At 63.0% G+C, this 21,487-nt stretch carries 17 protein-coding genes; 2 read left to right on the forward strand and 15 right to left on the reverse strand.

Translation table 11 applies throughout. The features are described from left to right. Positions 1 to 7 precede the first annotated feature (7 nt). From pstA to PCE31107_RS21505, 7 genes are all read right to left on the reverse strand, one after another. On the reverse strand, positions 8 to 904 hold the full coding sequence (pstA, locus tag PCE31107_RS21475; RefSeq protein WP_017231898.1) for a phosphate ABC transporter permease PstA: 897 nt from the start codon (positions 902 to 904) through the stop codon (positions 8 to 10). Further along, positions 904 to 1,878 carry a phosphate ABC transporter permease PstC gene (gene pstC / locus PCE31107_RS21480; protein WP_130026478.1) on the reverse strand — a complete coding sequence of 325 codons (975 nt, stop codon included), beginning with the start codon at positions 1,876 to 1,878 and terminating at the stop codon, positions 904 to 906. The genes pstA and pstC overlap by 1 nt, the downstream gene beginning before the upstream one ends. Positions 1,879 to 2,014: 136 nt before the next feature. Next, a complete protein-coding gene (gene pstS, locus PCE31107_RS21485; protein WP_130026479.1) occupies positions 2,015 to 3,049 on the reverse strand; it encodes a phosphate ABC transporter substrate-binding protein PstS in 1,035 nt (344 codons plus the stop codon). A 490-nt stretch (positions 3,050 to 3,539) separates the two neighbouring features. Next, positions 3,540 to 4,883 (reverse strand): phosphoglucosamine mutase, encoded by a 1,344-nt coding sequence (gene glmM, locus PCE31107_RS21490; protein WP_130026480.1) that lies wholly within the window; start codon positions 4,881 to 4,883, stop codon positions 3,540 to 3,542. Between the two features lie 190 nt (positions 4,884 to 5,073). Continuing rightward, on the reverse strand, positions 5,074 to 5,853 hold the full coding sequence (gene folP, locus PCE31107_RS21495) for a dihydropteroate synthase (protein ID WP_246181930.1): 780 nt from the start codon (positions 5,851 to 5,853) through the stop codon (positions 5,074 to 5,076). A 460-nt stretch (positions 5,854 to 6,313) separates the two neighbouring features. Continuing rightward, a complete protein-coding gene (ftsH, locus tag PCE31107_RS21500) occupies positions 6,314 to 8,188 on the reverse strand; it encodes an ATP-dependent zinc metalloprotease FtsH (RefSeq protein WP_130026481.1) in 1,875 nt (624 codons plus the stop codon). A gap of 119 nt (positions 8,189 to 8,307) precedes the next feature. Beyond that, positions 8,308 to 8,958, reverse strand: a complete 651-nt coding sequence (locus PCE31107_RS21505) for an RlmE family RNA methyltransferase (protein WP_017231904.1) — start codon at positions 8,956 to 8,958, stop codon at positions 8,308 to 8,310. Between the two features lie 139 nt (positions 8,959 to 9,097). Between PCE31107_RS21505 and yhbY the strand changes: the two genes are divergently transcribed. Next, positions 9,098 to 9,598 carry a ribosome assembly RNA-binding protein YhbY gene (gene yhbY, locus PCE31107_RS21510; protein ID WP_017231905.1) on the forward strand — a complete coding sequence of 167 codons (501 nt, stop codon included), beginning with the start codon at positions 9,098 to 9,100 and terminating at the stop codon, positions 9,596 to 9,598. Between the two features lie 119 nt (positions 9,599 to 9,717). Here the strand turns inward: yhbY and PCE31107_RS21515 are convergent, their stop codons facing one another. From PCE31107_RS21515 to PCE31107_RS21550, 8 genes are all read right to left on the reverse strand, one after another. Beyond that, a complete protein-coding gene (locus PCE31107_RS21515) occupies positions 9,718 to 10,233 on the reverse strand; it encodes a DUF4149 domain-containing protein (protein ID WP_150610601.1) in 516 nt (171 codons plus the stop codon). Further along, positions 10,217 to 10,693, reverse strand: a complete 477-nt coding sequence (greA, locus tag PCE31107_RS21520; protein WP_017231907.1) for a transcription elongation factor GreA — start codon at positions 10,691 to 10,693, stop codon at positions 10,217 to 10,219. The genes PCE31107_RS21515 and greA overlap by 17 nt, the downstream gene beginning before the upstream one ends. A 246-nt stretch (positions 10,694 to 10,939) precedes the next feature. Continuing rightward, positions 10,940 to 14,182: a carbamoyl-phosphate synthase large subunit gene (gene carB / locus PCE31107_RS21525; RefSeq protein ID WP_150610602.1), complete on the reverse strand. Its 3,243-nt coding sequence runs from the start codon at positions 14,180 to 14,182 to the stop codon at positions 10,940 to 10,942. Positions 14,183 to 14,200: 18 nt separating this feature from the next. Continuing rightward, complete coding sequence (leuE, locus tag PCE31107_RS21530) at positions 14,201 to 14,869, reverse strand: leucine efflux protein LeuE (RefSeq protein ID WP_150610603.1); 669 nt, start codon at positions 14,867 to 14,869, stop codon at positions 14,201 to 14,203. Positions 14,870 to 14,908: 39 nt separating this feature from the next. Then, positions 14,909 to 16,054: a glutamine-hydrolyzing carbamoyl-phosphate synthase small subunit gene (gene carA, locus PCE31107_RS21535; RefSeq protein WP_130026485.1), complete on the reverse strand. Its 1,146-nt coding sequence runs from the start codon at positions 16,052 to 16,054 to the stop codon at positions 14,909 to 14,911. Positions 16,055 to 16,249: 195 nt separating this feature from the next. Further along, positions 16,250 to 17,011, reverse strand: coding sequence for a FadR/GntR family transcriptional regulator (locus tag PCE31107_RS21540; RefSeq protein WP_150610604.1), 762 nt, complete (start codon positions 17,009 to 17,011; stop codon positions 16,250 to 16,252). A 144-nt stretch (positions 17,012 to 17,155) separates the two neighbouring features. Further along, the gene (gene treF, locus PCE31107_RS21545; RefSeq protein WP_150610605.1) at positions 17,156 to 18,799 is read right to left on the reverse strand and encodes an alpha,alpha-trehalase TreF; all 1,644 of its coding nucleotides are present in this window, start codon (positions 18,797 to 18,799) and stop codon (positions 17,156 to 17,158) included. After that, entirely contained in the window at positions 18,796 to 19,563 is a 768-nt protein-coding gene (locus PCE31107_RS21550) for an SDR family NAD(P)-dependent oxidoreductase (protein ID WP_150610606.1), read from the reverse strand. The genes treF and PCE31107_RS21550 overlap by 4 nt, the downstream gene beginning before the upstream one ends. A gap of 434 nt (positions 19,564 to 19,997) precedes the next feature. Between PCE31107_RS21550 and PCE31107_RS21555 the strand changes: the two genes are divergently transcribed. Further along, positions 19,998 to 21,329 carry a C4-dicarboxylate transporter DctA gene (locus PCE31107_RS21555; RefSeq protein ID WP_150610607.1) on the forward strand — a complete coding sequence of 444 codons (1,332 nt, stop codon included), beginning with the start codon at positions 19,998 to 20,000 and terminating at the stop codon, positions 21,327 to 21,329. Positions 21,330 to 21,487: the final 158 nt, after the last annotated feature.

Here is a 21,487-nt window from a genome sequence, read left to right on the forward strand (position 1 = left end):
TTGCCGCTTACTTCTTGGCAAACAGCGTGCGCGCCAGGATGTTCAGCAGCAGCACCCCGAGGGTGATGATGAACACGCCCGCCCAGGCGAGCGACTGCCACTCCGCAAACGGGCTCATGGCAAATTTGAAGATCGTGACCGGCAGGTTGGCCATCGGCTGATTCAGGTTCATCGACCAGAACTGGTTCGACAGCGCCGTGAACAGCAGCGGCGCCGTCTCGCCCGCGATACGCGCCACGGCGAGCAGCACGCCTGTCACGATACCGGCGATCGACGCCTTCAGCGTAATCTTGACGATGATGCGCCACTTCGGCGTGCCCAGGGCAAACGCGGCCTCACGCAAGTTGTTCGGCACGAGCTTGAGCATGTTCTCGGTCGTGCGGATCACGATCGGGATCTGCAGCAGCGCGAGCGACACAATGCCGGCCCACGCCGAGAAGTGCCCCATCTGTGCCACGACCAGCGCGTACACGAACAGGCCGATCACGATCGACGGCGCCGAGAGCAGAATGTCGTTGATGAAGCGGGTGAGGCTCGCGAGCCACGACTTCTGACCGTACTCGGCCAGGTAGACCCCGGCCAGAATACCCAGCGGCGTGCCGAGGAACGTGGCCACACCGACCATCACGACACTGCCCGCGATGGCATTGGCGAGCCCCCCGCCGGCGGTGTTCGGCGGCGGCGTCATTTCGGTGAACAGCGACAGCGACAGACCGCCGATGCCCAGCGAGAGCGTGGTGTAGAGAATCCACAGCAGCCAGATCAGGCCGAAGGCCATGGCCGCGAGCGACATCGCGATCGCAAAAATGTTCTTGCGGCGGCGGTAAGCTTGCAGCCGCACGCGGGTCACGGCGTCGGTCGGCTTCACGGCTGGGGTTTCCAGTTCGAGCGCTTGTTGAGTCATTATTTACCTTCGCTTTTCTCAAGGCGCAGCAGCATGAGCTTGGACAGCGCCAGCACCACAAAGGTGATGAAGAACAGAATCAGGCCGAGCTCCATCAGGGCGGCCGTATGCAGCCCCGGGCCGGCTTCGGCGAACTCGTTGGCGAGCGCCGAGGTAATGCTGTTGCCCGGCGAATAGAGCGATACGTTGTCGAGCAGATTCGTGTTGCCGATCACGAAGGTGACGGCCATGGTCTCGCCAAGCGCGCGGCCCAGCCCCAACATGACGCCACCGATCACCCCCGTCTTCGTGAAGGGCAGCACCACGCGCCACATCACCTCCCAGGTGGTGCAGCCAATGCCGTAGGCCGACTCCTTGAGGAGCACGGGCGTGACTTCGAACACGTCGCGCATGACCGAGGCGATGTACGGAATGATCATGATCGCGAGGATCACACCGGCGGGCAGGATACCGATGCCCAGCGGCGGCCCCTGGAACAGTGCACCGATGACCGGAACGTTGCCGAGCAGCGTCTGCAGCGGCTTCTGGAAGTACTGGCTGAAGATCGGGGCGAAGATCAGCAGGCCCCACATCCCGTAGACAATGCTCGGGATAGCGGCGAGCAGCTCGATGGCCGTACCGAGCGGGCGGCGCAGCCATACGGGCGAGAGTTCAGTCAAGAACAGCGCAATGCCGAAGCTGACCGGCACCGCGATGATGAGCGCGATGAGCGACGTGACGAGTGTGCCGTAGATCGGCACGAGCGCGCCGAAGTGCTCGGCGGGCGGATCCCATTCCTTCGTCCACAGGAAGGCGAAGCCAAATTTCTGAATCGACGGCAGTGCGCTGTACATCAGCGACACGATGATGCCACCGAGCAAGAGCAGCGTAATGAGGGCGGCCGCGCGGGTGAGCAGCGCGAAAAGAATGTCGCCAACGGAAGACGGAGCGCGCTGCGCGCCTGCTGTTGCGAGGGGTCGGGTGGCTTCTGCCATGATGTCGTCTCAGCGTGAGCGCGCCGCCTGCCGTTGCCAGATCAGAGGTCGGGCTTCGGAACAGGCGGCGCGGATAATGCCGGGTTGAGGCCCCGGGCAATGCAACCGTGCATTGCCCGGGGCCAGCAAGGCTGCTTTAGATGCCGGCCTTGTGGGCCGACTCGGCAACCTTCGCCTTCCAACCTGCACGGATTTGCTTCAGCACCGCTTCCGGCAGCGGGATGTAGTCCAGTTCCTTGGCGGTCTTCTCGCCATTCTTGAACGACCAGTCGAAGAACTTCAGCACGTCGGCGCCTTGCGCTTCCTTGCCGGCGTCAGCCTTCTGGTGCACCAGCACGAAGGTGGCAGCCACGATCGGCCACGACTTGTCGCCCTTCTCGTTGGTCAGGATCTGGTAGAACGTCTTCGACCATTCGGCCTTGGCAGCTGCCGCAGCGAACGTTTCCGTGGTCGGCTCGACGGTCTTGCCGTCGGCGTTCGTCAGTGCCGTGTACGTCAGCTTGTTTTGCGTGGCGTAGGCCGACTCGACATAACCGATCGCGCCCGGCAGGCGTTGCACGAAAGCGGCGACGCCGTCGTTACCCTTGCCGCCCGTACCCGTCGGCCAGTTCACCGTGGTGCCTTCGCCAACCTTGCTCTTCCACTCGGCGTTGACCTTCGACAGATAGTTCGTGAACACGAAGCTCGTGCCCGACCCGTCGGCGCGGCGAACCACGGCGATATCGGTATCCGGCAGCTTGACCTTCGGGTTCAGCTTGGCGATGGCCGGATCGTTCCACTTCTTGATCTTGCCCAGATAGATGTCGCCCAGCACCGGGCCCGACAGGACCAGCTCGCCCGGCTTGACGCCCGGTACGTTGACCACCGGCACGATGCCGCCGACCACCGTCGGGAACTGGAACAGGCCTTGCTTGGCCAGTTCTTCGTCCGTCAGCGGAGCGTCCGAACCTGCGAAATCGACAGTCTTGGCCTGGATTTGCTTGATGCCACCCGACGAACCGATGCCCTGATAGTTGACCTTGTTCGATGTCGCCTTCTGGTAGGCGTCAGCCCACTTCGTGTAGATCGGCGCGGCGAACGTGCTGCCTGCACCCGTAATTTCGCCCGCAATCGCGCCAGCGGCAAACAGAATGCCAGCCATGCCGGCAATCGCAGTCTTCATCAGCTTCATGGATTTCTCCGAGTTGGTGTGGATACAGCGTGTGGTTGGCTCGAAGAATAGAGTCCGAATGTGACAATCATGTGTCATGTGTGAAAGCTCACAACATCGGCGTCATAAAGTTGACTCGGGATCGTCACGTTGCCAGACGCATCTCCCGCCTCTCGTTGGCGGCCAAAAATCCTTGTCTGGCAATGGTTTAGGGTATCTCCAAGCACATGCCATCGCGCAAAACACCCAATTCGGGACACATGTCAGCACCGTGACACGGGTGCAAACCGTCTAACCATCCTAGGCCACCGTGTCACAAATGGAAATATCGGGTTGAACCGATTGCCATGATGGGAAGCCTGAAACGCAGGTATGCGGCAACGCGTTGACCGGCGCTTGCGCCCGGGGGATTGACTTCGATGAGGGGATTCGGCGTTGTCTGCCGTGCCGCCTCACTCGGGGGGGCACGGCCCTGCCAGGAGGGATGGCAGACCGGGCGTTCAGTGAACGCTCAGGCGGCCGATTTGACGACGTCGGCCAGATGCTGGGCGAAGGACGTGGCTTGGGCGGCTTCGCGGGCTTCCACCATCACGCGCAGCACGGGCTCGGTGCCCGATGCGCGAATGAGCACGCGCCCCGTATCTCCCAATTGAGACTCGACGGCGGTGCGCTCGTCGGACAGGCGCGCATCGCTCTGCCAGTCGTAGCCGGCCGGCGTACGGACGTTGATCATTTGCTGCGGGAACAGACGCACGCCGTCGAGCAGTTTCGCCAGCGGCGGGTTGCCCGCGCGACGGATTGCCGCGAGCACTTGCAGGGCCGAGATGATACCGTCGCCCGTCGTGTGCTTGTCCAGACACAAAATGTGGCCGGAACCCTCCGCGCCAATCTGCCAACCGTGCTTGTGCAGTTGCTCGAGCACGTAACGGTCGCCGACCTTGGCGCGCACGAATGGCACCCCTAGGCCCTTGAGGGCGACTTCGACGGCCATATTGGTCATCAACGTACCCACGGCACCCGGCACCCCTCCGTTGTCCAGGCGGTCCTTCACCAACAGATACAGCAGCTCGTCGCCGTTGTAGAGACGGCCCGCACCGTCGACGATCTGCAGGCGGTCAGCGTCGCCATCGAGCGCCACGCCGAGATCCGCGTGATTCGCACGCACGGCGCGCATGAGCGCATCCGGCGCTGTCGCCCCGCAGTCCTCGTTGATGTTGAAACCGTTCGGCTGGTTGCCGATCGCGATAACCTCGGCGCCCAACTCGTGGAACACATGGGGCGCGATGTGATACGCGGCGCCGTTGGCGCAATCGACCACGATCTTCATGCCGCGCAAGTCGAAGTCGTTCGGGAACGTGCTCTTGCAGAACTCGATGTAGCGGCCTGCGGCATCGTCCAGACGACGCGCCTTGCCGAGTTGCTCGGAGCGCACGCAGGTCATCGGATTGTCGAGTTCGGCTTCGATGGCCAGTTCGGTCTGGTCCGGCAGCTTGTTACCATCCGCCGAGAAGAATTTGATGCCGTTGTCGTGGTACGGGTTGTGCGACGCGCTGATCACCACCCCGGCCGCGAGGCGCAGCGCCCGCGTGAGGTAGGCTACGGCGGGCGTGGGCATCGGGCCCGCCATCATGGTGTCGACGCCGGCTGCCGCAAAGCCGGCTTCCAGCGCGGCTTCGAGCATATAGCCGGAGACACGCGTGTCCTTGCCGATCAATACCGTCGGACGGCCCAGCGTTTGGTTGCCGGCCAGCACGCGACCCGCGGCGTAACCGAGTCGCAGCACGAACTCTGGCGTGATCGGGCTTTCGCCCACCGTGCCGCGAATCCCATCGGTTCCAAAATAGCGTCGTTTCATCGTTGCATCGTTCCCAGTTGAGGCGCTGCGCCGGATGAGGGACCGGACGCGCGCGTCGTTCAATCTTTATAGGTGCCGCGGTCAGACGGTGGGGGGCCACCGCCCCCGCCATTATCGCTGGCGCGCGTCCCCGCTGGGTCCCCATTGGCTTGCGGCGCTGGGGCCCTCCGGCGGGTTGCCCGCGGCAGGGTTATTCGGCGTCGCGCACGGCGTGCCAGACCTTGAGCGCATCGACCGTCTCGGCGACGTCGTGCACGCGCACGATGGCCGCGCCCTGCTGCGCGGCACACATCGCTGCGGCGACGCTGGCCACCCGTCGCTCCAATGGCGCCTGACGCCCGGTAATTTCGCCCAGCATCCGCTTTCGCGACATGCCGACGAGTAACGGCAATCCATCGCGCGACAACACACGCAAGTGTTTGAGCAGTGCGAGATTATGGGCGAGATTCTTGCCGAAGCCGAATCCCGGGTCGAGGTACAGACGCGACGGCGCAACGCCGGCCGAGAGCAGCGCGTCCACCCGGCCGTCGAGGAAGGCGGCGACCTCTGTGACAACGTCGGTGTAGATCGGTGCGTCCTGCATGGTCTTCGGGTCGTGCAGCATGTGCATGACGCACAGTGCCGCTTCGCTTTCGCGCACCGCGTCGATGGCACCGGGCTGCTGGAACCCCCAGATGTCGTTGATCATGTCCGCGCCGGCCGCGAGCACCGCGCGCATCACGCCCGGCTTATAGGTATCCACCGAAAGCGGTACGCCACAGTCGCGCAACGCTTCGACAATCGGCACGACGCGGTCCAGTTCGGCGGCTTCCGACAACGCTTCAGCGCCCGGACGGGTCGATTCCCCGCCGATATCGAGAATGTCGACGCCGTCGGCAATCAACTGCTCGGCATGGCGCAGGGCGGCGTCGCGCGCGACAAACTTGCCGCCGTCGGAAAATGAGTCGGGCGTCACGTTCAGGATACCCATAACGTGCACCCGGTGGGCATCGAGCTGAAAGCGCGGGCCGAATGCCAGCGTGGCGGGCTTGTCCGGGGCACCGGGTGCCACGCCGGACGCGACGATGTCGGCGGCGTCAGTGGCATCGGTTTCGACGGGGGACATGGAAGGCAGGGATTGCGACGACTCGGAGGACATTCGGACGCTCAGCTCAGTAAAACCAGTTTAGCGGTCCGTTGACCGGGACCGGATCCGCGCGCCCGGGAATAGGGATGCCGGACGCTTTGCATGGCCGTAATGTTACCGGATTCGCCTGCCACATCGACCATAGAAACACTCGGTAACACCGATTTTCCTCGCGGCCGGCGCGTGTTAGCGGCCATCGATACCCGGCACCGGGCAGCGTCATCGCCTCGAAACGCAAAAAGGCCGGCGCAATGCCGGCCTTTCTGGGATGGCAGCGCTTTGGGAGCTACCAGGGCTTGCGTGTTTAGACGGTCGCCGGAGTGCTGCTGGGCTTGAGCGGCGGATTGCCACCCGATGCGCCACCGTTGGTCGGACCGTTCTTCGGCGGACGCGGCGGACGGCCTTCCATGATGTCGCCGATCTGCTCGCCGTCGATCGTTTCCCACTCCATCAGGGCCTGAGTCATCGACTCGACCTTGTCGCGGTTGTCTTCCAGCAGCTTCCGGGCCAGCGCGTATTGCTCGTCGAGAATGCGGCGAACTTCCCCGTCGACCTTCTGCTGCGTGGCCTCCGAGACCGACTTGGCGGACATCCGGCCGAACATGGAATCCTGCTCCGTGTCGACATAGACCATCGGTCCCAGCGCGTCCGACATCCCGTAGCGGGTCACCATGTCGCGAGCCAGCTTGGTGGCACGCTCGAAATCGTTCGAAGCGCCCGTCGACATCTTGTTGATGAACACTTCCTCAGCCGCACGGCCGCCAAACAGGATGGCGATCTGCGTGAGCATCGTATCGCGATACTCCGAGTACTTGTCGTGCTCCGGCAACTGCATCGTCAGGCCAAGTGCCCAACCCCGCGGGATAATCGTCACCTTGTGCACCGGGTCGGCTTCCGGCAGCAGCATCGCCACCACCGCGTGGCCCGACTCGTGGTACGCCGTGGCACGTCGCTCTTCGTCGCGCATCACTGCCGACTTGCGCTCCGGGCCCATGAAGATCTTGTCCTTCGCGTCTTCGAAGTCGAGCATTTCGACGATGCGCTTGTTACGGCGCGCCGCGAACAGGGCGGCTTCGTTCACGAGGTTCGCCAGATCGGCGCCCGACATGCCCGGCGTTCCGCGCGCGATGACCGACGCATCGACGTCGTTCGAAATCGGCACCTTGCGCAGGTGCACCTTCAGGATCTGCTCACGGCCACGGATATCCGGCAGACCGACGTAGACCTGACGGTCGAAGCGGCCCGGGCGCAGCAGCGCCTTGTCGAGCACGTCCGACCGGTTCGTCGCGGCGATCACGATCACGCCCGAGTTGGCTTCGAAGCCATCCATCTCGACGAGCATCTGGTTCAGCGTTTGCTCGCGTTCGTCGTTACCGCCGCCCATGCCGGCGCCACGATGGCGGCCGACCGCATCGATTTCGTCGATGAACACGATACAGGGCGATTGCTTCTTCGCGTTTTCAAACATGTCGCGAACGCGGGCCGCGCCGACGCCGACGAACATTTCCACGAAGTCGGAACCCGAAATGCTGAAGAACGGCACCTTGGCCTCGCCCGCGATCGCGCGGGCAAGCAGTGTCTTACCGGTCCCCGGCGGGCCGACGAGCAGCACACCGCGCGGAATACGACCACCGAGCTTCTGGAATTTCTGAGGGTCTTTCAGGAAGTCGACCAACTCGCCAACTTCGTATTTGGCTTCGTCGCAACCGGCGACGTCGGCAAAGGTCACGGGATTGGCATTCTCGTCGATGAGGCGCGCGCGGGATTTACCGAAGGAAAAGGCACCGCCCTTACCCCCGCCCTGCATCTGCCGCATCATGTAGAACCAGAAGCCGATGATCAGCAACGTGGGTCCGAGGTAGTAGAGCACGGACATGAGCGCGTTCGGTTCGTCATCGGCTTTGCCCGAAACTTGAACGCCATACTTCATGAGATCGCCCACCATCCAGATGTCGCCGGGCGACACGATGGTGTATTTCTGGCCGTCGCTGGGCGTCACCTGAAGGCTGCGACCCTGCACTATCACGTTCTTGACCTTGCCATTCTTGGCATCGTCCATGAACTGGGAGTACGTCACGCCTTCCTGGACGTGCGGCTTGTCGAACTGTTTAAACACAGTAAACAAGACCAGCGCGATGACCAACCACACCGCCGCTTTGGAAAACATATTATTGTTCAAAGCGTTGCTCCTTCATGAAATCGCTTCGCGCCAGGAATTCATTCTAATCCACTCGCAGGCGCACCGCCATAGTGATTCTTTACCGCCGCCATAGCGCCAGAGCGCTGGTTTGACGGGCATCAAGCCGGATTTTTCAATCCTCGTCCCAAAATGAACGTTTCGGAAGATTTATCTCGGGACGCCTTTGGCTTGCGCGGCGCCACGGTTTTGAACTGGTGCTTGAATTTTTCGACAATCTGGCTGTAGCCACTGCCGTGAAAACATTTGACCAGCAATGCACCCTCCGGTTTCAGGTGTCGCTGAGCAAAATCCATCGCCAGATCGCACAAATGCTCGATCCGCGCTGCATCGGCAGACGCTACCCCCGACAAGTTGGGGGCCATATCGGAAACTACAAGGTCGACTTTGCGTCCGGCGAGGATTTCTTCGAGCTGCACGAGCACGCTGTCCTCGCGGAAGTCACCCTGCAGGAAGGTGACGTCGGCGATCGGCGCCATCGGCAGGATGTCCAGCGCGATGATCGTGCCGTCGATACCCCCTTCCGTGCGCTTGCCGCCCGCGAGCTTGTTGCGCGCGTACTGACTCCAGCTCCCGGGCGTCGCGCCCAGGTCGACAATGACCTGACCGGGCTTGATCAGCCGGTCCTGCTCGTCGATCTCCTTGAGTTTGTAGGCCGCGCGGGCACGATAGCCCTCACGCTGCGCCATTTTGACGTAGGGATCGTTGATGTGATCGTGCAGCCAGGCGTGGCTGAAACGGTTTTTTGCCATAATTCTTCAAAAACGCTGCGATTTTGCAGGATAATAGGCCCTTGCGCGCCCAAAATGCGCGAGCCGGCCTCTGGTATTTGCAGGTGCGCCGGCCGCCGCGTACGGGTGCATCCTAACTCGTTTGTCTCGTCTGTCCTCTATGCCCGCCCTGACCCTGACCCCGGCGCAACGCGCCGACTTGCGCTCCACCGCCCATGCGCTGAATCCTGTTGTTCTGATTGGCGCCGACGGCTTGACGCCGGCGGTGCTCAAGGAAATCGACGGCGCCCTGAAGGCTCACGAACTGATCAAGGTACGTGTGTTCGGCGACGAACGCGATGCACGCGTGGCCATCTACGAAGCCATCTGCGATCAACTCGGCGCAGCGCCGGTACAACACATCGGCAAGCTGCTTGTTCTGTACCGCCCGACGCCGGACGAAACGGAAGCGCCGGTTCGCTCCCGGACCGGCGGTACGGGTGCGACGGTCAAGGGCCGTGCCCCGCGCACTGTCACGGTCGTCAAGACCAGCACCAACGCGGGACGCCGTCCGACCGTCAAGAAAGTGACCGTTCGCGGCAACGAACGCATGACCGCTGGCGGCATCGTCAAGAAGGCCAAAAAGCGCCAGACCAGCGTCAAGCGCCAACGCAACGACTGAGCGAACGGCACACCGCCGCCAGTTCTCGAAAAAACGCGCCCGGACAACAGGCGCGTTTTTTTATGGATGCCGCGATCGGATTGGCTGCGAAGCCAGCGTCGCAGCCCCCCCTGCGACACTCAGCCACGCACCGGCTGACGCCAGATCAGCGCCAAGCCGAACAGGCTTTGCAGCAGGTAGATGCCGCTCGAAATACCGTGAAGCATGCCAAAACGTGCAGCAAACGCCGACTGGCCGATCTCCACGCCCGCCGCCTCCGCCTGTGCGCGCAGATCCGCCATCAACGGCTGGAGGCCGAACGAGGCAATCAGCACACAGACCATCATCGCCACCGCCAGCCACCGCAGTCCGCGATAGCTGCGTGCCGCTTGGGCGTCGCCCGCACGCGCGATCAGCGCCGTCGCCAGCCAGACCAACAGCACGCCGCAGGCGAGACTTATCCAGGCTTGCGTGTGAAACAGGCGACCGGCGACCGTTCCGGCCATGGTGCGCGATTCCAGCACTGCGAAGAGCGTGGGCGCCACGACATAGCCGATCGCCCACTGACTACCGCACCAGAGGGTCGCGATCAGGCGGAACAGCCGTTCCAGCCGCGGCGCGCCGCTGGGGGACGTCACGTCAGACGTAGCGGACATCGATGATCTCGTACTCACGCACGCCGCTCGGGGCCTGCACTTCGGCCACATCGCCAGCGTACTTGCCAATGAGGGCACGTGCGATCGGCGAACTCACCGAGATCTTGCCGTGTTCCAGATCGGCTTCGTCGTCGCCGACGATCTGGTACAGCACCGTGCCGCCGTTGTCGAGGTCTTCGAGTTCGACGGTGGCGGCAAACACCACGCGCCCCTCGGCGTCGAGCAACGACGGGTCGATGATCTGCGCGGCGGAGAGCTTGGATTCGAGATCGGCGATACGCCCCTCGATAAAGCCCTGCTTTTCCTTGGCGGCGTCGTATTCCGCATTTTCCGACAGATCGCCCTGCGCACGGGCTTCAGCAATCGCAGTGATCACGGCCGGACGTTCGACGGTCTTCAGGCGGTGCAGCTCTTCTTTGAGCAGCTCGGCGCCCCGCTTGGTCAGAGGAATGGTACTCATACGCGTTGTTCCGAAAGACAAAAAAATTGCCGCAGCAAAGCCGCATTCGCACTGGTTTGCGAACGCCGCTTGACCGCGGCTGTGACACCTATGTGGCGTTAGTGTAGCAGAGTTGTCGAGGCTGCCAAGCGCAGGGCCGGCTGCACGATATCGCAACACCTATGCACCATTTGGCGCGTCCGACGGGGATCGGTTCCCTGCCGAGCGCGCCATTTCTTGCAGCGTAACCGCTCAGGCCTTGCGCAATCAGGCCGGCAGCAAGGCGTGCAGGCCCTGCAGATCGTAGACCTCGAGATTCTGCAGATACTTCAGGCCTTCCACGGCGGCACGGGCACCCGAGATCGTCGTGTAGTACGTAACCTTGTGCGCTTGCGCCGACATGCGGATCGAGCGGGAATCGGCAATCGCCGTGCGCGTCTCGTCCACCGTGGTGAACACCAGCGCGATCTCGCCGTTCTTGATCATGTCGACAATGTGCGGACGGCCGTCCTTCACCTTGTTGACCACGCGCACCGGGATGCCGGCCGCGTCGATAGCGGCGGCGGTGCCACGCGTGGCCACGATCGGGTAACCCAGCGCGTGCAGCATGCGGGCCACTTCAACCGCGCGCGGCTTGTCCGCGTCCTTCACCGTGAGCAGCACCGTGCCCGAGGCCGGCAGACGCGAGCCCGCCGCCAGTTGCGACTTGAAGAGCGCCTCGCCAAACGTGCGGCCCACGCCCATCACTTCGCCCGTCGAGCGCATTTCCGGTCCAAGCACCGGGTCGACGCCCGGGAACTTCACGAACGGGAACACGGCTTCCTTGACGCTGAAATACGGCGGCACGACTTCGCTCGTCACGTTTTGCGACTTGAGCGACTGACCGACCATGGCACGCGCGGCGATCTTGGCCAGTTGACGGCCGGTCGCCTTCGATACGTAGGGCACCGTACGCGAGGCGCGCGGATTCACTTCGAGCACGTAGATCGTGTCGACCCCGTTGCCCTGCTGAATCGCGAACTGCACATTCATCAGGCCGATCACGTTGAGGGCGCGGGCCATGGCGGCCGTCTGACGCTTGAGTTCGGCCACAGTCGGCGCCGAGAGCGTGTACGGGGGCAGCGAGCAAGCCGAGTCGCCCGAGTGGACGCCAGCCTGTTCGATGTGCTCCATCACGCCGCCGATGTAGACGTCCGTGCCGTCGGAGATGCAGTCGACGTCACACTCGATGGCGTCGTCGAGGAAGCGATCGAGCAGCACCGGGCTGTCGTGACTGACCTTGACGGCTTCGCGCATGTAGCGCTCGAGGTCACGCGGCTCGTGGACGATTTCCATCGCACGCCCACCCAGCACATACGAGGGACGCACCACCAGCGGATAGCCGATCTCGGCGGCGAGCTTGAGCGCTTCGTCCTCGGCGCGTGCCGTGCGGTTCGGCGGCTGGCGCAGGCCCAGGTCCTGCAACAGCTTCTGGAAGCGCTCGCGGTCTTCGGCCGCGTCGATCATGTCGGGGCTGGTGCCGACGATGGGCACACCGTTCGCTTCGAGATCGAGGGCGAGCTTGAGCGGGGTCTGACCGCCGTACTGCACGATCACGCCGACCGGCTTTTCGAGGTCGACGATTTCGAGCACGTCTTCCAGCGTCACCGGTTCGAAGTACAGACGATCCGACGTGTCGTAGTCCGTCGACACCGTTTCCGGGTTGCAGTTGACCATGATGGTCTCGTAGCCGTCTTCACGCAGTGCGAGCGCCGCGTGCACGCAGCAGTAATCGAACTCGATCCCCTGGCCGATACGGTTCGGACCACCGCCCAGCACCATGACCTTCTTCTTGTTGGTCGGCTGGGCTTCGCACTCTTCCTCATAGGTCGAGTACATGTAGGCCGTGTCGGTCGAGAATTCGGCGGCGCAGGTGTCCACGCGCTTGTAGACCGGGCGCACCTTTTGTGCGATACGGGCTTGGCGCACGGCCGTCTGGTCGGTGCCGAGCAGCTTGGCGAGGCGGCGATCCGAGAAGCCGCTTTGCTTGAGGAAACGCAGCTCGTCGGTCGACAGGCTCTCCAGCGTTCGGCCGGCCAACGCCTGTTCCTTCTTGACGATGGCTTCGAGCTGAGCGAGGAACCATGGGTCGATGGCCGTCTCGGCGTACACCTCGTCCAGGCTCATGCCCAGACGGAACGCGTCGCCCACGTACCAAATGCGGTCGGGGCCCGGCTCGCCGATCTCGGCCACGATCTCGTCGCGGTCGGTCGATTTTTCGTCCAGACCGTCCACACCGACTTCCAGGCCACGCATGGCCTTCTGGAACGATTCCTGGAACGTGCGACCCATGGCCATCACTTCGCCGACCGACTTCATCTGCGTGGTCAGGCGCGCGTCGGCTTCGCGGAACTTCTCGAAGGCAAAGCGCGGCACCTTGGTCACGACATAGTCGATGGTCGGCTCGAACGAGGCCGGTGTCGCACCGCCGGTGATCTCGTTGCGCAGTTCGTCGAGCGTGTAGCCGACGGCCAGCTTGGCGGCGATCTTGGCGATCGGGAAGCCGGTCGCCTTCGATGCCAGAGCCGAAGAGCGCGACACGCGCGGGTTCATTTCGATGACGACCATGCGGCCGTCCTTCGGGTTGATCGAGAACTGGACGTTCGAGCCGCCCGTCTCCACGCCGATTTCGCGCAGCACGGCCAGCGACGCGTTACGCAGCAGTTGGTATTCCTTATCGGTCAACGTCTGGGCAGGTGCCACGGTGATCGAATCGCCGGTGTGCACGCCCATCGGGTCGAGGTTCTCGATCGAGCAGACGATGATGCAGTTGTCGGCACGGTCGCGCACGACTTCCATCTCGTACTCCTTCCAGCCCAGCAGCGACTCTTCGATGAGCAGTTCGCGCGTGGGCGAGAGGTCGAGACCGCGCTTGCAGATCTCTTCGAACTCTTCGCGGTTGTAGGCGATGCCGCCGCCCGAGCCGCCGAGCGTGAACGACGGACGGATCACCATCGGATAACCGCTGCCGCCGATCTCGGCCATGATCTGCGCCTGCACGGCGAGCGCATCTTCCATGGAATGGGCGATGCCCGACTTGGCCGACCCGAGACCGATCTTGGTCATCGCGTCCTTGAATTTCAGGCGGTCTTCGGCCTTGTCGATGGCTTCCGGCGACGCGCCGATCAGCTCGACCTTGTACTTATCGAGCACGCCATGCTTGTGCAGGTCGAGCGCGCAGTTCAGCGCGGTCTGGCCCCCCATGGTCGGCAGGATGGCATCCGGGCGTTCCTTGGCGATGATGCGCTCGACGACTTCCCAGGTAATCGGTTCGATGTAGGTCACATCGGCCGTATCCGGGTCGGTCATGATCGTGGCGGGATTGCTGTTGATCAGGATGACCTTGAAGCCTTCCTCGCGCAGCGCCTTGCAGGCCTGTGCGCCGGAATAGTCGAATTCGCATGCCTGACCGATGATGATCGGACCGGCGCCGATGATGAGGATGCTCTTGATGTCTGTGCGCTTTGGCATAACGTTCTCAACAAAAATTTAACTCAGCGTCGCGCTCGCGAGCTTCACACCGAAGCCGACGAACAGCGCGCCCACGCCGCCGGTTGCCCCGGCGCTCAACCGGCGACGTTGCCGGAAGTGCTCGGCCAGGCGGTAACCGGCCAGGATCAGCGTGCTCAGGTACAGGAAACTGCAGATCTGCACGATCGCGCCCAGCACCGCAAACGACACGGCGGGGTGGGCATAGCCCGGATCGACGAACTGGATGAAAAACGACACGCAGAACAGGATCGCCTTCGGGTTGAGCAGGCTGATGAACAGCGCCCGCTTGAACGGGTGATCCGCGTCGACTGGCTTGGGCGCGGCGACTGCCGTCCCGGCGTTGGCTCGTGCGGCCCGCGCGTTGGCGATGGCGCCGCGCAGCATGTTCACGCCCATCCAGCAAAGATAGGCGGCGCCGAGATACTTCACCACGAAGAAAAGCGCCGGCTGCGCATGCAGCAGCGACGCCACGCCGGCGGCCGACAGGGTCATGAGGATCGTGTCGCCGAGGAACACGCCGCATGCGCCTGCGTAGCCCTGGCGAACACCGCGCTGCGCTGCCACCGACAGCACATAGAGCGAGTTCGGTCCTGGCAGCAGAATGATCACCACCACCCCGGCCAGGTAGGTCCAGAGATTGACGATGCCGATCGAGTTTCCGAGCATGTTGAGCGTTCCCTTATCCGTATCTCGTCGTGCCAGGCCTTACGCGGGCTGCTTCGCGTCGACCATCGACTGCACGAAGCGGTCGAACAGATAGCCGATGTCGTGCGGGCCGGGCGAGGCTTCCGGGTGTCCCTGGAAGCAAAATGCCGGGCGATCCGTCAGCTCGAAGCCTTGCAGCGTGCCATCGAACAGCGACACGTGCGAGACGCGCGCGTTGGCCGGCAGGCTATTGGCATCCACGGCGAAGCCATGGTTTTGCGACGTGATGACCACACGGCCGGTCGCGAGGTCCTTGACCGGGTGGTTGGCGCCGTGGTGACCGGTCTTCATCTTCAGCGTTTTCGCGCCGACGGCGAGACCCATGATCTGGTGGCCGAGGCAGATACCGAAGGTCGGGATGCGGCGCTCGAGGAACGTCTTCGTGGCGGCGATGGCGTAATCGCAAGGCTCCGGGTCGCCGGGGCCGTTCGAGAGGAAGACACCGTCCGGGTTCAGCGCGAATACGTCGTCGGCCGAGCTTTGCGCCGGCAGCACCGTGACCTTGCAACCGCGCTGGGCGAGCATGCGCAGGATGTTGCGCTTGACGCCGTAGTCCAGTGCGACCACATGGAATTTCGGATCCTTCTGTTCACCGTAGCCTTCGCCCAGGCGCCACTCCGTTTCCGTCCAAGAATACGGCTCCGTGGTCGAGACGACCTTGGCAAGGTCCATTCCGGCGAGGCCCGGGAACGATTGGGCAAGCGCAATGGCCTTGGCCGCGTCAGCACCTTCTCCGGCGAGGATGCAGCCGTTCTGGGCGCCCTTCTCGCGCAGAATACGGGTGAGGCGGCGCGTGTCGATACCGGCGATCGCGACAACGCCCTCGTCCTTCAGATATTGCGACAGCGTCTTGTCGGCGCGGAAATTCGACTCGAGGATCGGCAGATCCTTGATGATCAGGCCTGCGGCATGGACTTTCGTGGCTTCGACGTCTTCACCGTTGACGCCCGTATTGCCAATGTGCGGATACGTCAACGTGACGATCTGACGCGCATAGCTGGGGTCGGTGAGGATTTCCTGATAGCCGGTGATGGCGGTATTGAAAACCACTTCACCGATGGTGTGACCGGCAGCGCCGATGGCGTACCCACGAAAGACCGTGCCGTCAGCGAGCGCGAGAATGGCGGGTGGGAATGACGGCAGCACGGGAAACTCCTGGAGGTTTCACCCCGGCTGCCAGCCCCATCGTCCGCTCGCGATGACACTTGCGCGGGCACCGGAATTGCGCGGAATATGCGCACAGCGGAGGCTCGGGCTACGGACGAGATGTCAGGCGGGTAGGCGCTAGGGTGAGGGTTAAATGACTAAAACCTTCAAAGTATAGCGCAAATCCCAATCATCTCAAAGCTGAACATGTGGAACACCAGTACGCTCTGCGTTCTCCCTGGGGGTGAGGCTGTTCGGGGACGGATACGCAGAGGGGATAGGGAAATGGATGCCCGCCCGCTGGGCCGCCAGCACGATATGGCGCTCCATTGCGGCCCCGGCGACGGCGCCATCGCGGCGGCGCAGGGCGTCGAGGATCTCCAGATGTTCATGATAGGTGGAGAGCACCAGTTCGCGCTGATAGAACGGCAAACGCTGGCTTTCCATCACAATCTCCGTGCTGCCGCGCAGAATATCGGCGATGGCCCCGTTTCCGGCGAGTCCCACGATGCGCAGGTGGAAGGCAAAGTCCAGTTGGGCGGCCGTATCGACGTCGCCGTCGACCAGTGCGACCTTCATCGCTTCCACGTTGTCCGTGAGCCACTCGATCTCGCCATGACTCGCCGCGTGGGCGGCGAGGCGGGCGGAGAAGCCTTCGAGCGCATAGCGCAACTGATACGTGTCGGCGAGCGAGATCTGGTCGGCGAAGCGCCAGGCGACGCCCAGGCGCGCCGACGCGTCGTTCACATAAACGCCTTTACCGGGGCGGATCGCGACCATGCCGAGCGCTTCGAGCGTCGACAGGGCCTCACGCAGCGAGGCGCGACTGATCGTCAGCTCTTCGGCGAGTTGGCGTTGTGACGGGAGCATCGCGCCGGCCGGATAGACCTGACGTTCGATGCGCTCGCGGATGATGGCGACGGCGGCGTCGGTTACGGCATGCGCCGAATGCTTCATGAGGCCTCACAGGGAATGCGGGTATACGTATCTCGCATTGTACGACGCCAAATATCTCCCCAGGCGCTCAGCCGGCAACGCGCGAGCAAACCCACGCGGCGTGGGGACTTTCCGTTCGCCCGGCGCACGGGCGCGGGGCAGGCGCTATCGACGCGTGCCCCCGCGCGCGCGGCCTTGCGCCGTCGCCTGGTGGGCGGGGTGTTCGGGATGATCGCCGAGGAGGCGACGCACGACCCCATTGGTCCAGCCGAAGCCATCCTGAAGCGGGTACTCCCCGCCTCCCCCACCGCTTGCCGACGTTGCATCGCTCGCATGCAGCGAATACTTCTCGACAAGCTTGCTTTCGCGAGCATAGAGCGCACTGACCGTCGAGAGCCAGCGGTGGGCGATATCGTTCGCCAGCCGTTGCTCGCCGTACTGACGAAGCCCGTGAATGGCGATCCATTGCAGCGGCGCCCAGCCATTCGGCGGATCCCATTGCTGCAGGCTCGACGCCTGCGTCGTGCGCAGCCCTCCCGGTGCCATGAGACGATCCTCGATCGTCTGCGCCGAGCGGCGTGCTTGCTCACGCGAGGCCAATCCAACAAAGAGTGGCGTGGCGAGCGCGGCCGACAACCGCCGGTGCGGCTCACTGCGTTGCCAATCGTAATCGAGGAATGCGCCCTCATCGTCGCACCAGAGATAGCGCGTCATCGCCTCGCGCCGGGCTTGCGCACGCACGGCAAAGGCTCGGGCGTTTTCCGTGTCGCCATTGGCCTCGCTCAGCCCGGAAATCTGCACTTCAGAAGCGAACAGGAAGCTATTCAGGTCCACGGGCACGAAGGCGGTCGTGCGGATCGAACCGAGGTTGGTAACGTCGTCCAGCCAGCGCGAACTGAAGTCCCAGCCCGAGGCTGCGCCGGCGCGCAGATCGCGATACACCTGCGCAGCGGGACGATCCGGCGCATGAAGCGCCGTATTCACATCTTCCAGATAACCTTCGTCGCGCGGTGTATCGCGTTCGTCCCAGTAGCGATTGAGGCGTGAGCCGTCGGGCAGGCACACGACATGGCGATAGGCATCGCCGGGGGCGAGCGACGCCTCCCCGTCCATCCAGAAGTCGTACTCGCGACGCAAATGGGGCAGATACCGGATCGCCCGTGCCACGCCGTGCGACTCGAACAGCGCCACCATCAGTCCATACATCGGCGGCTGCGAGCGGCTCAGGTAATAAGTGCGATTGCCGTTCGGGATGTGGCCGTAAGTGTCGATGAGAAAAGAAAAATTATCGGCCATGCTCACCAGCAAGTCGTGGCGGGCGCTACAAGCCAGGCCAAGCATCGTGAAATACGAGTCCCAGTAATAAAGCTCGTGGAAGCGTCCGCCCGGCACCACATATGGCCGGGGGAGTGGCAACAGCGAGCTGTAGGCCGGGTGCGCTTCGGGCAAGCGCGTGAGGACATCCCAGAGTCCGTCGATATGCTCGACGAGCCCCTGGCCTGGGTCAGAGACATAGTGACTGGCGGGTGGGCGTTCGAGGGTGAAATACGACGCCACGAAGCGCGCAAGGTCGAAGCCGGGTTTCGCGACGTCGTCGCGATAGCGGCGCAGGATCTCGTCCGGAGCCAGCGTGGGCACGCAGTCCACGAACGTCTTGCTGTCGGGAAAAATGCGCTGCGTCTGCACGTCGACAAACAACTGCTGATAGCGATCGGCGGGAGTGAGCACGTCAGACGGTGCCGAATGTGCGACGTCCGGCGTCATGCCGCCGGCGGCCAGCGAGCGTTCTACGGTGTCCGTCATCGTCATTGCTCCGCGTAACGCCAGAGCAGGCCGCCGTCGACGAACAGCGTAGTGCCCGTGACATAACTGGCGTCCGGCGAGGCGAGGAACAGCACGGCGTTGGCGACTTCGCTCGGATCGGCGAGACGCCCGAGGGGGATGTTGGCGATCAGCGCGTCGCGCTCCGTCTTATTGGCGAGGAGCTGATGATTGATCGCGGTGCCGACCGCGCCGGGCGCGACGTTGTTGACCGCAATGCCGAGCGGGGCGAGTTCGATCGCGAGATTGCGCATCATCATCTTCAGGCCGCCCTTGCTGGCGCAGTAACTGGTGAAATGCGGAAACGGCAGCTCCTCATGAACCGAGCTGACGTTGACGATGCGCCCGCCGCGCTTCGTGTCGCGCAGGTGCCGCACAAACGCCTGCGTGAGAAAGAAAGCCCCCTTCAGGTTCACATTCATCACCAGGTCGTAGTCCGCTTCCGTGACATCCAGAAAGGGCGCCCGCCGCTCCACGCCCGCGTTATTGACCAGAACATCGACCCGTCCCATGGCCTCGACGGCTTGCGCAATCACCGCGCGGTCGTCCGCGGCGACACCCACATCTCCCGCGATCACGCAGCCGTCGCTACCGGCCGCGCGCACCGCGTCGAGCGTCTGTTCGGCCATCGCGTTGTGCTGCCGATCTTCCACCACGATGCGTGCGCCCTCCTGCGCGAGACGGATCGCGATGGCGCGTCCGATGCCCTGAGCACTGCCGGTAACCAATACCACTGTGTCCTTCATTCGCATGGCGCCCCCCCTATTTCTGCACAAATTGCGGGATCTGCGCACACTGCCTTGCGGCTTTCACCGGGCGTCGAGGCAGTGCACCCTACGCAAGTGCGACCGCCCGTCCCAAAGCGAAGTTCACACAAACTGCAGAGGATTCGCCCAACAAAACCGGCGAATACGAGCGAATCGCCGCCCCTGGCCCAAGCTGCGTGGGGCATCGCCCTGCCCTAGGGAATCCCCTCAGAAAACACGTCTTGACCCCACCATATTGGCTTTCTAATATTCTCCATAACACCACTGGTCAGACCGGTATGACTTGTCTGGATACATGGATGGGTGTTGATTCGAAATGTGGTTGCGGTAGAGAACATTAGCCCCCAGAGAGCGCAGTCCGTCAGGCGTAGAGATTGCGAAATCCGAGAGAGTGATTTTGCAGGCAGAGGAGACAAACCATGCCCAAGCTGTTTCGTTCGTTGTTTGGCCGAGTCGTCATTGCGCTGATCGTTGGCGTGGCGCTTGGCATTTGGTTTCCGCACTTGGGAGAGTCATTGAGCCCGTTGGGCGATGGCTTTCTGAAGCTCATCAAGATGGTCATTGGACCGATCGTCTTCTGCGTGGTGGTCAGTGGCATGGCGAGTGCGGGTGATTTGCGCAAAGTCGGCCGGGTTGGCGTCAAGGCCGTCTTGTACTTCGAAGTCATCACCACCTTCGCGCTGATCATTGGTGCTCTGCTGGCTTGGGCGACGCATCCGGGCGTGGGCATGAACATCGACGTTCGCAGCCTCAATCCGAGCGCGATGGCGGCGTACACCGAGCATGCCAAGGGATTGAAAGACACGGCGGGTTTCCTGTTGAAAATCATCCCTGACACCGTTTTCGACGCGTTTGCCAAGGGCGACATCCTGCAGATTCTCGTCTTCTCCGTCATGTTTGGCTGTGCGTTGGCCGCCCTTGGTGAGCGTGGGCGTCCGGTCGCGCGCTTCATCGAAGACCTGAGCCACGTCTTCTTCCGAGTGATGGCGTTCATCATCCGACTCGCGCCGCTGGGCGTATTGGGTGCCGTGGCGTTTACCACCGGCAAATATGGCGCGTCGTCGCTCAAGCAGCTTGGCATGCTCGTGCTCGTGTTCTACGTGAGCTGCTTCGTCTTCGTCACCGTGGTACTGGGCACCGTATTGCGTCTGGCGGGTTTCAACATCTTCAAGTTCATCAAATACTTCCGTGAAGAGTTATCCATCGTGTTGGGCACGGCGTCGTCAGATGCGGTGCTGCCCCAGATCATGCGCAAGCTCGAGTGGATGGGCATCAAGAAATCCACGGTCGGCCTGGTGATCCCTACGGGTTACTCCTTCAACCTCGATGGCTTCTCCATCTACCTTACGCTCGCGGTCATCTTCATTGCACAGGCGACCAACACCCCGCTGTCCATCCATGACCTGATCCTCGTCATCCTCGTCTCGCTGCTGACGTCCAAGGGTGCGCATGGCATTCCGGGTTCGGCCATCGTGATTCTGGCGGCGACGCTCACCGCCATTCCCGCCATCCCGGTCATTGGCCTCGTGCTGATTCTGCCGGTCGACTGGTTCGTGGGCATTGCACGGGCGGTCACCAACCTGCTGGGCAACTGCGTCGCGACCCTAGTCGTGGCCGCGTGGGAAAAAGACGTCGACTTTGCGAGAGCCCACAAAGTGCTCAATGGCGTGCTGCCTTACGAGCCCGTTGCGGTGACCGTGGGCGAAGCAGCCGACGCTGGCACGCCGGCCAACGTGGCACTGACACGCTGAACATCAACAACAAGTTAAACGAAACCAACGAACCCAATGCCGACGCGAGGCGTCGGCAGCTACTCCTGGAGTCAAACGCAACATGGCCCTCGCCCCGCAAGACCCGAACGCACCGGAATTTGTGCGCCGTTACGTGAACTTGGCTGATCCGCGCCTGG

The organism is Pandoraea cepalis (assembly GCF_902459625.1).
Classification (GTDB): domain Bacteria; phylum Pseudomonadota; class Gammaproteobacteria; order Burkholderiales; family Burkholderiaceae; genus Pandoraea; species Pandoraea cepalis.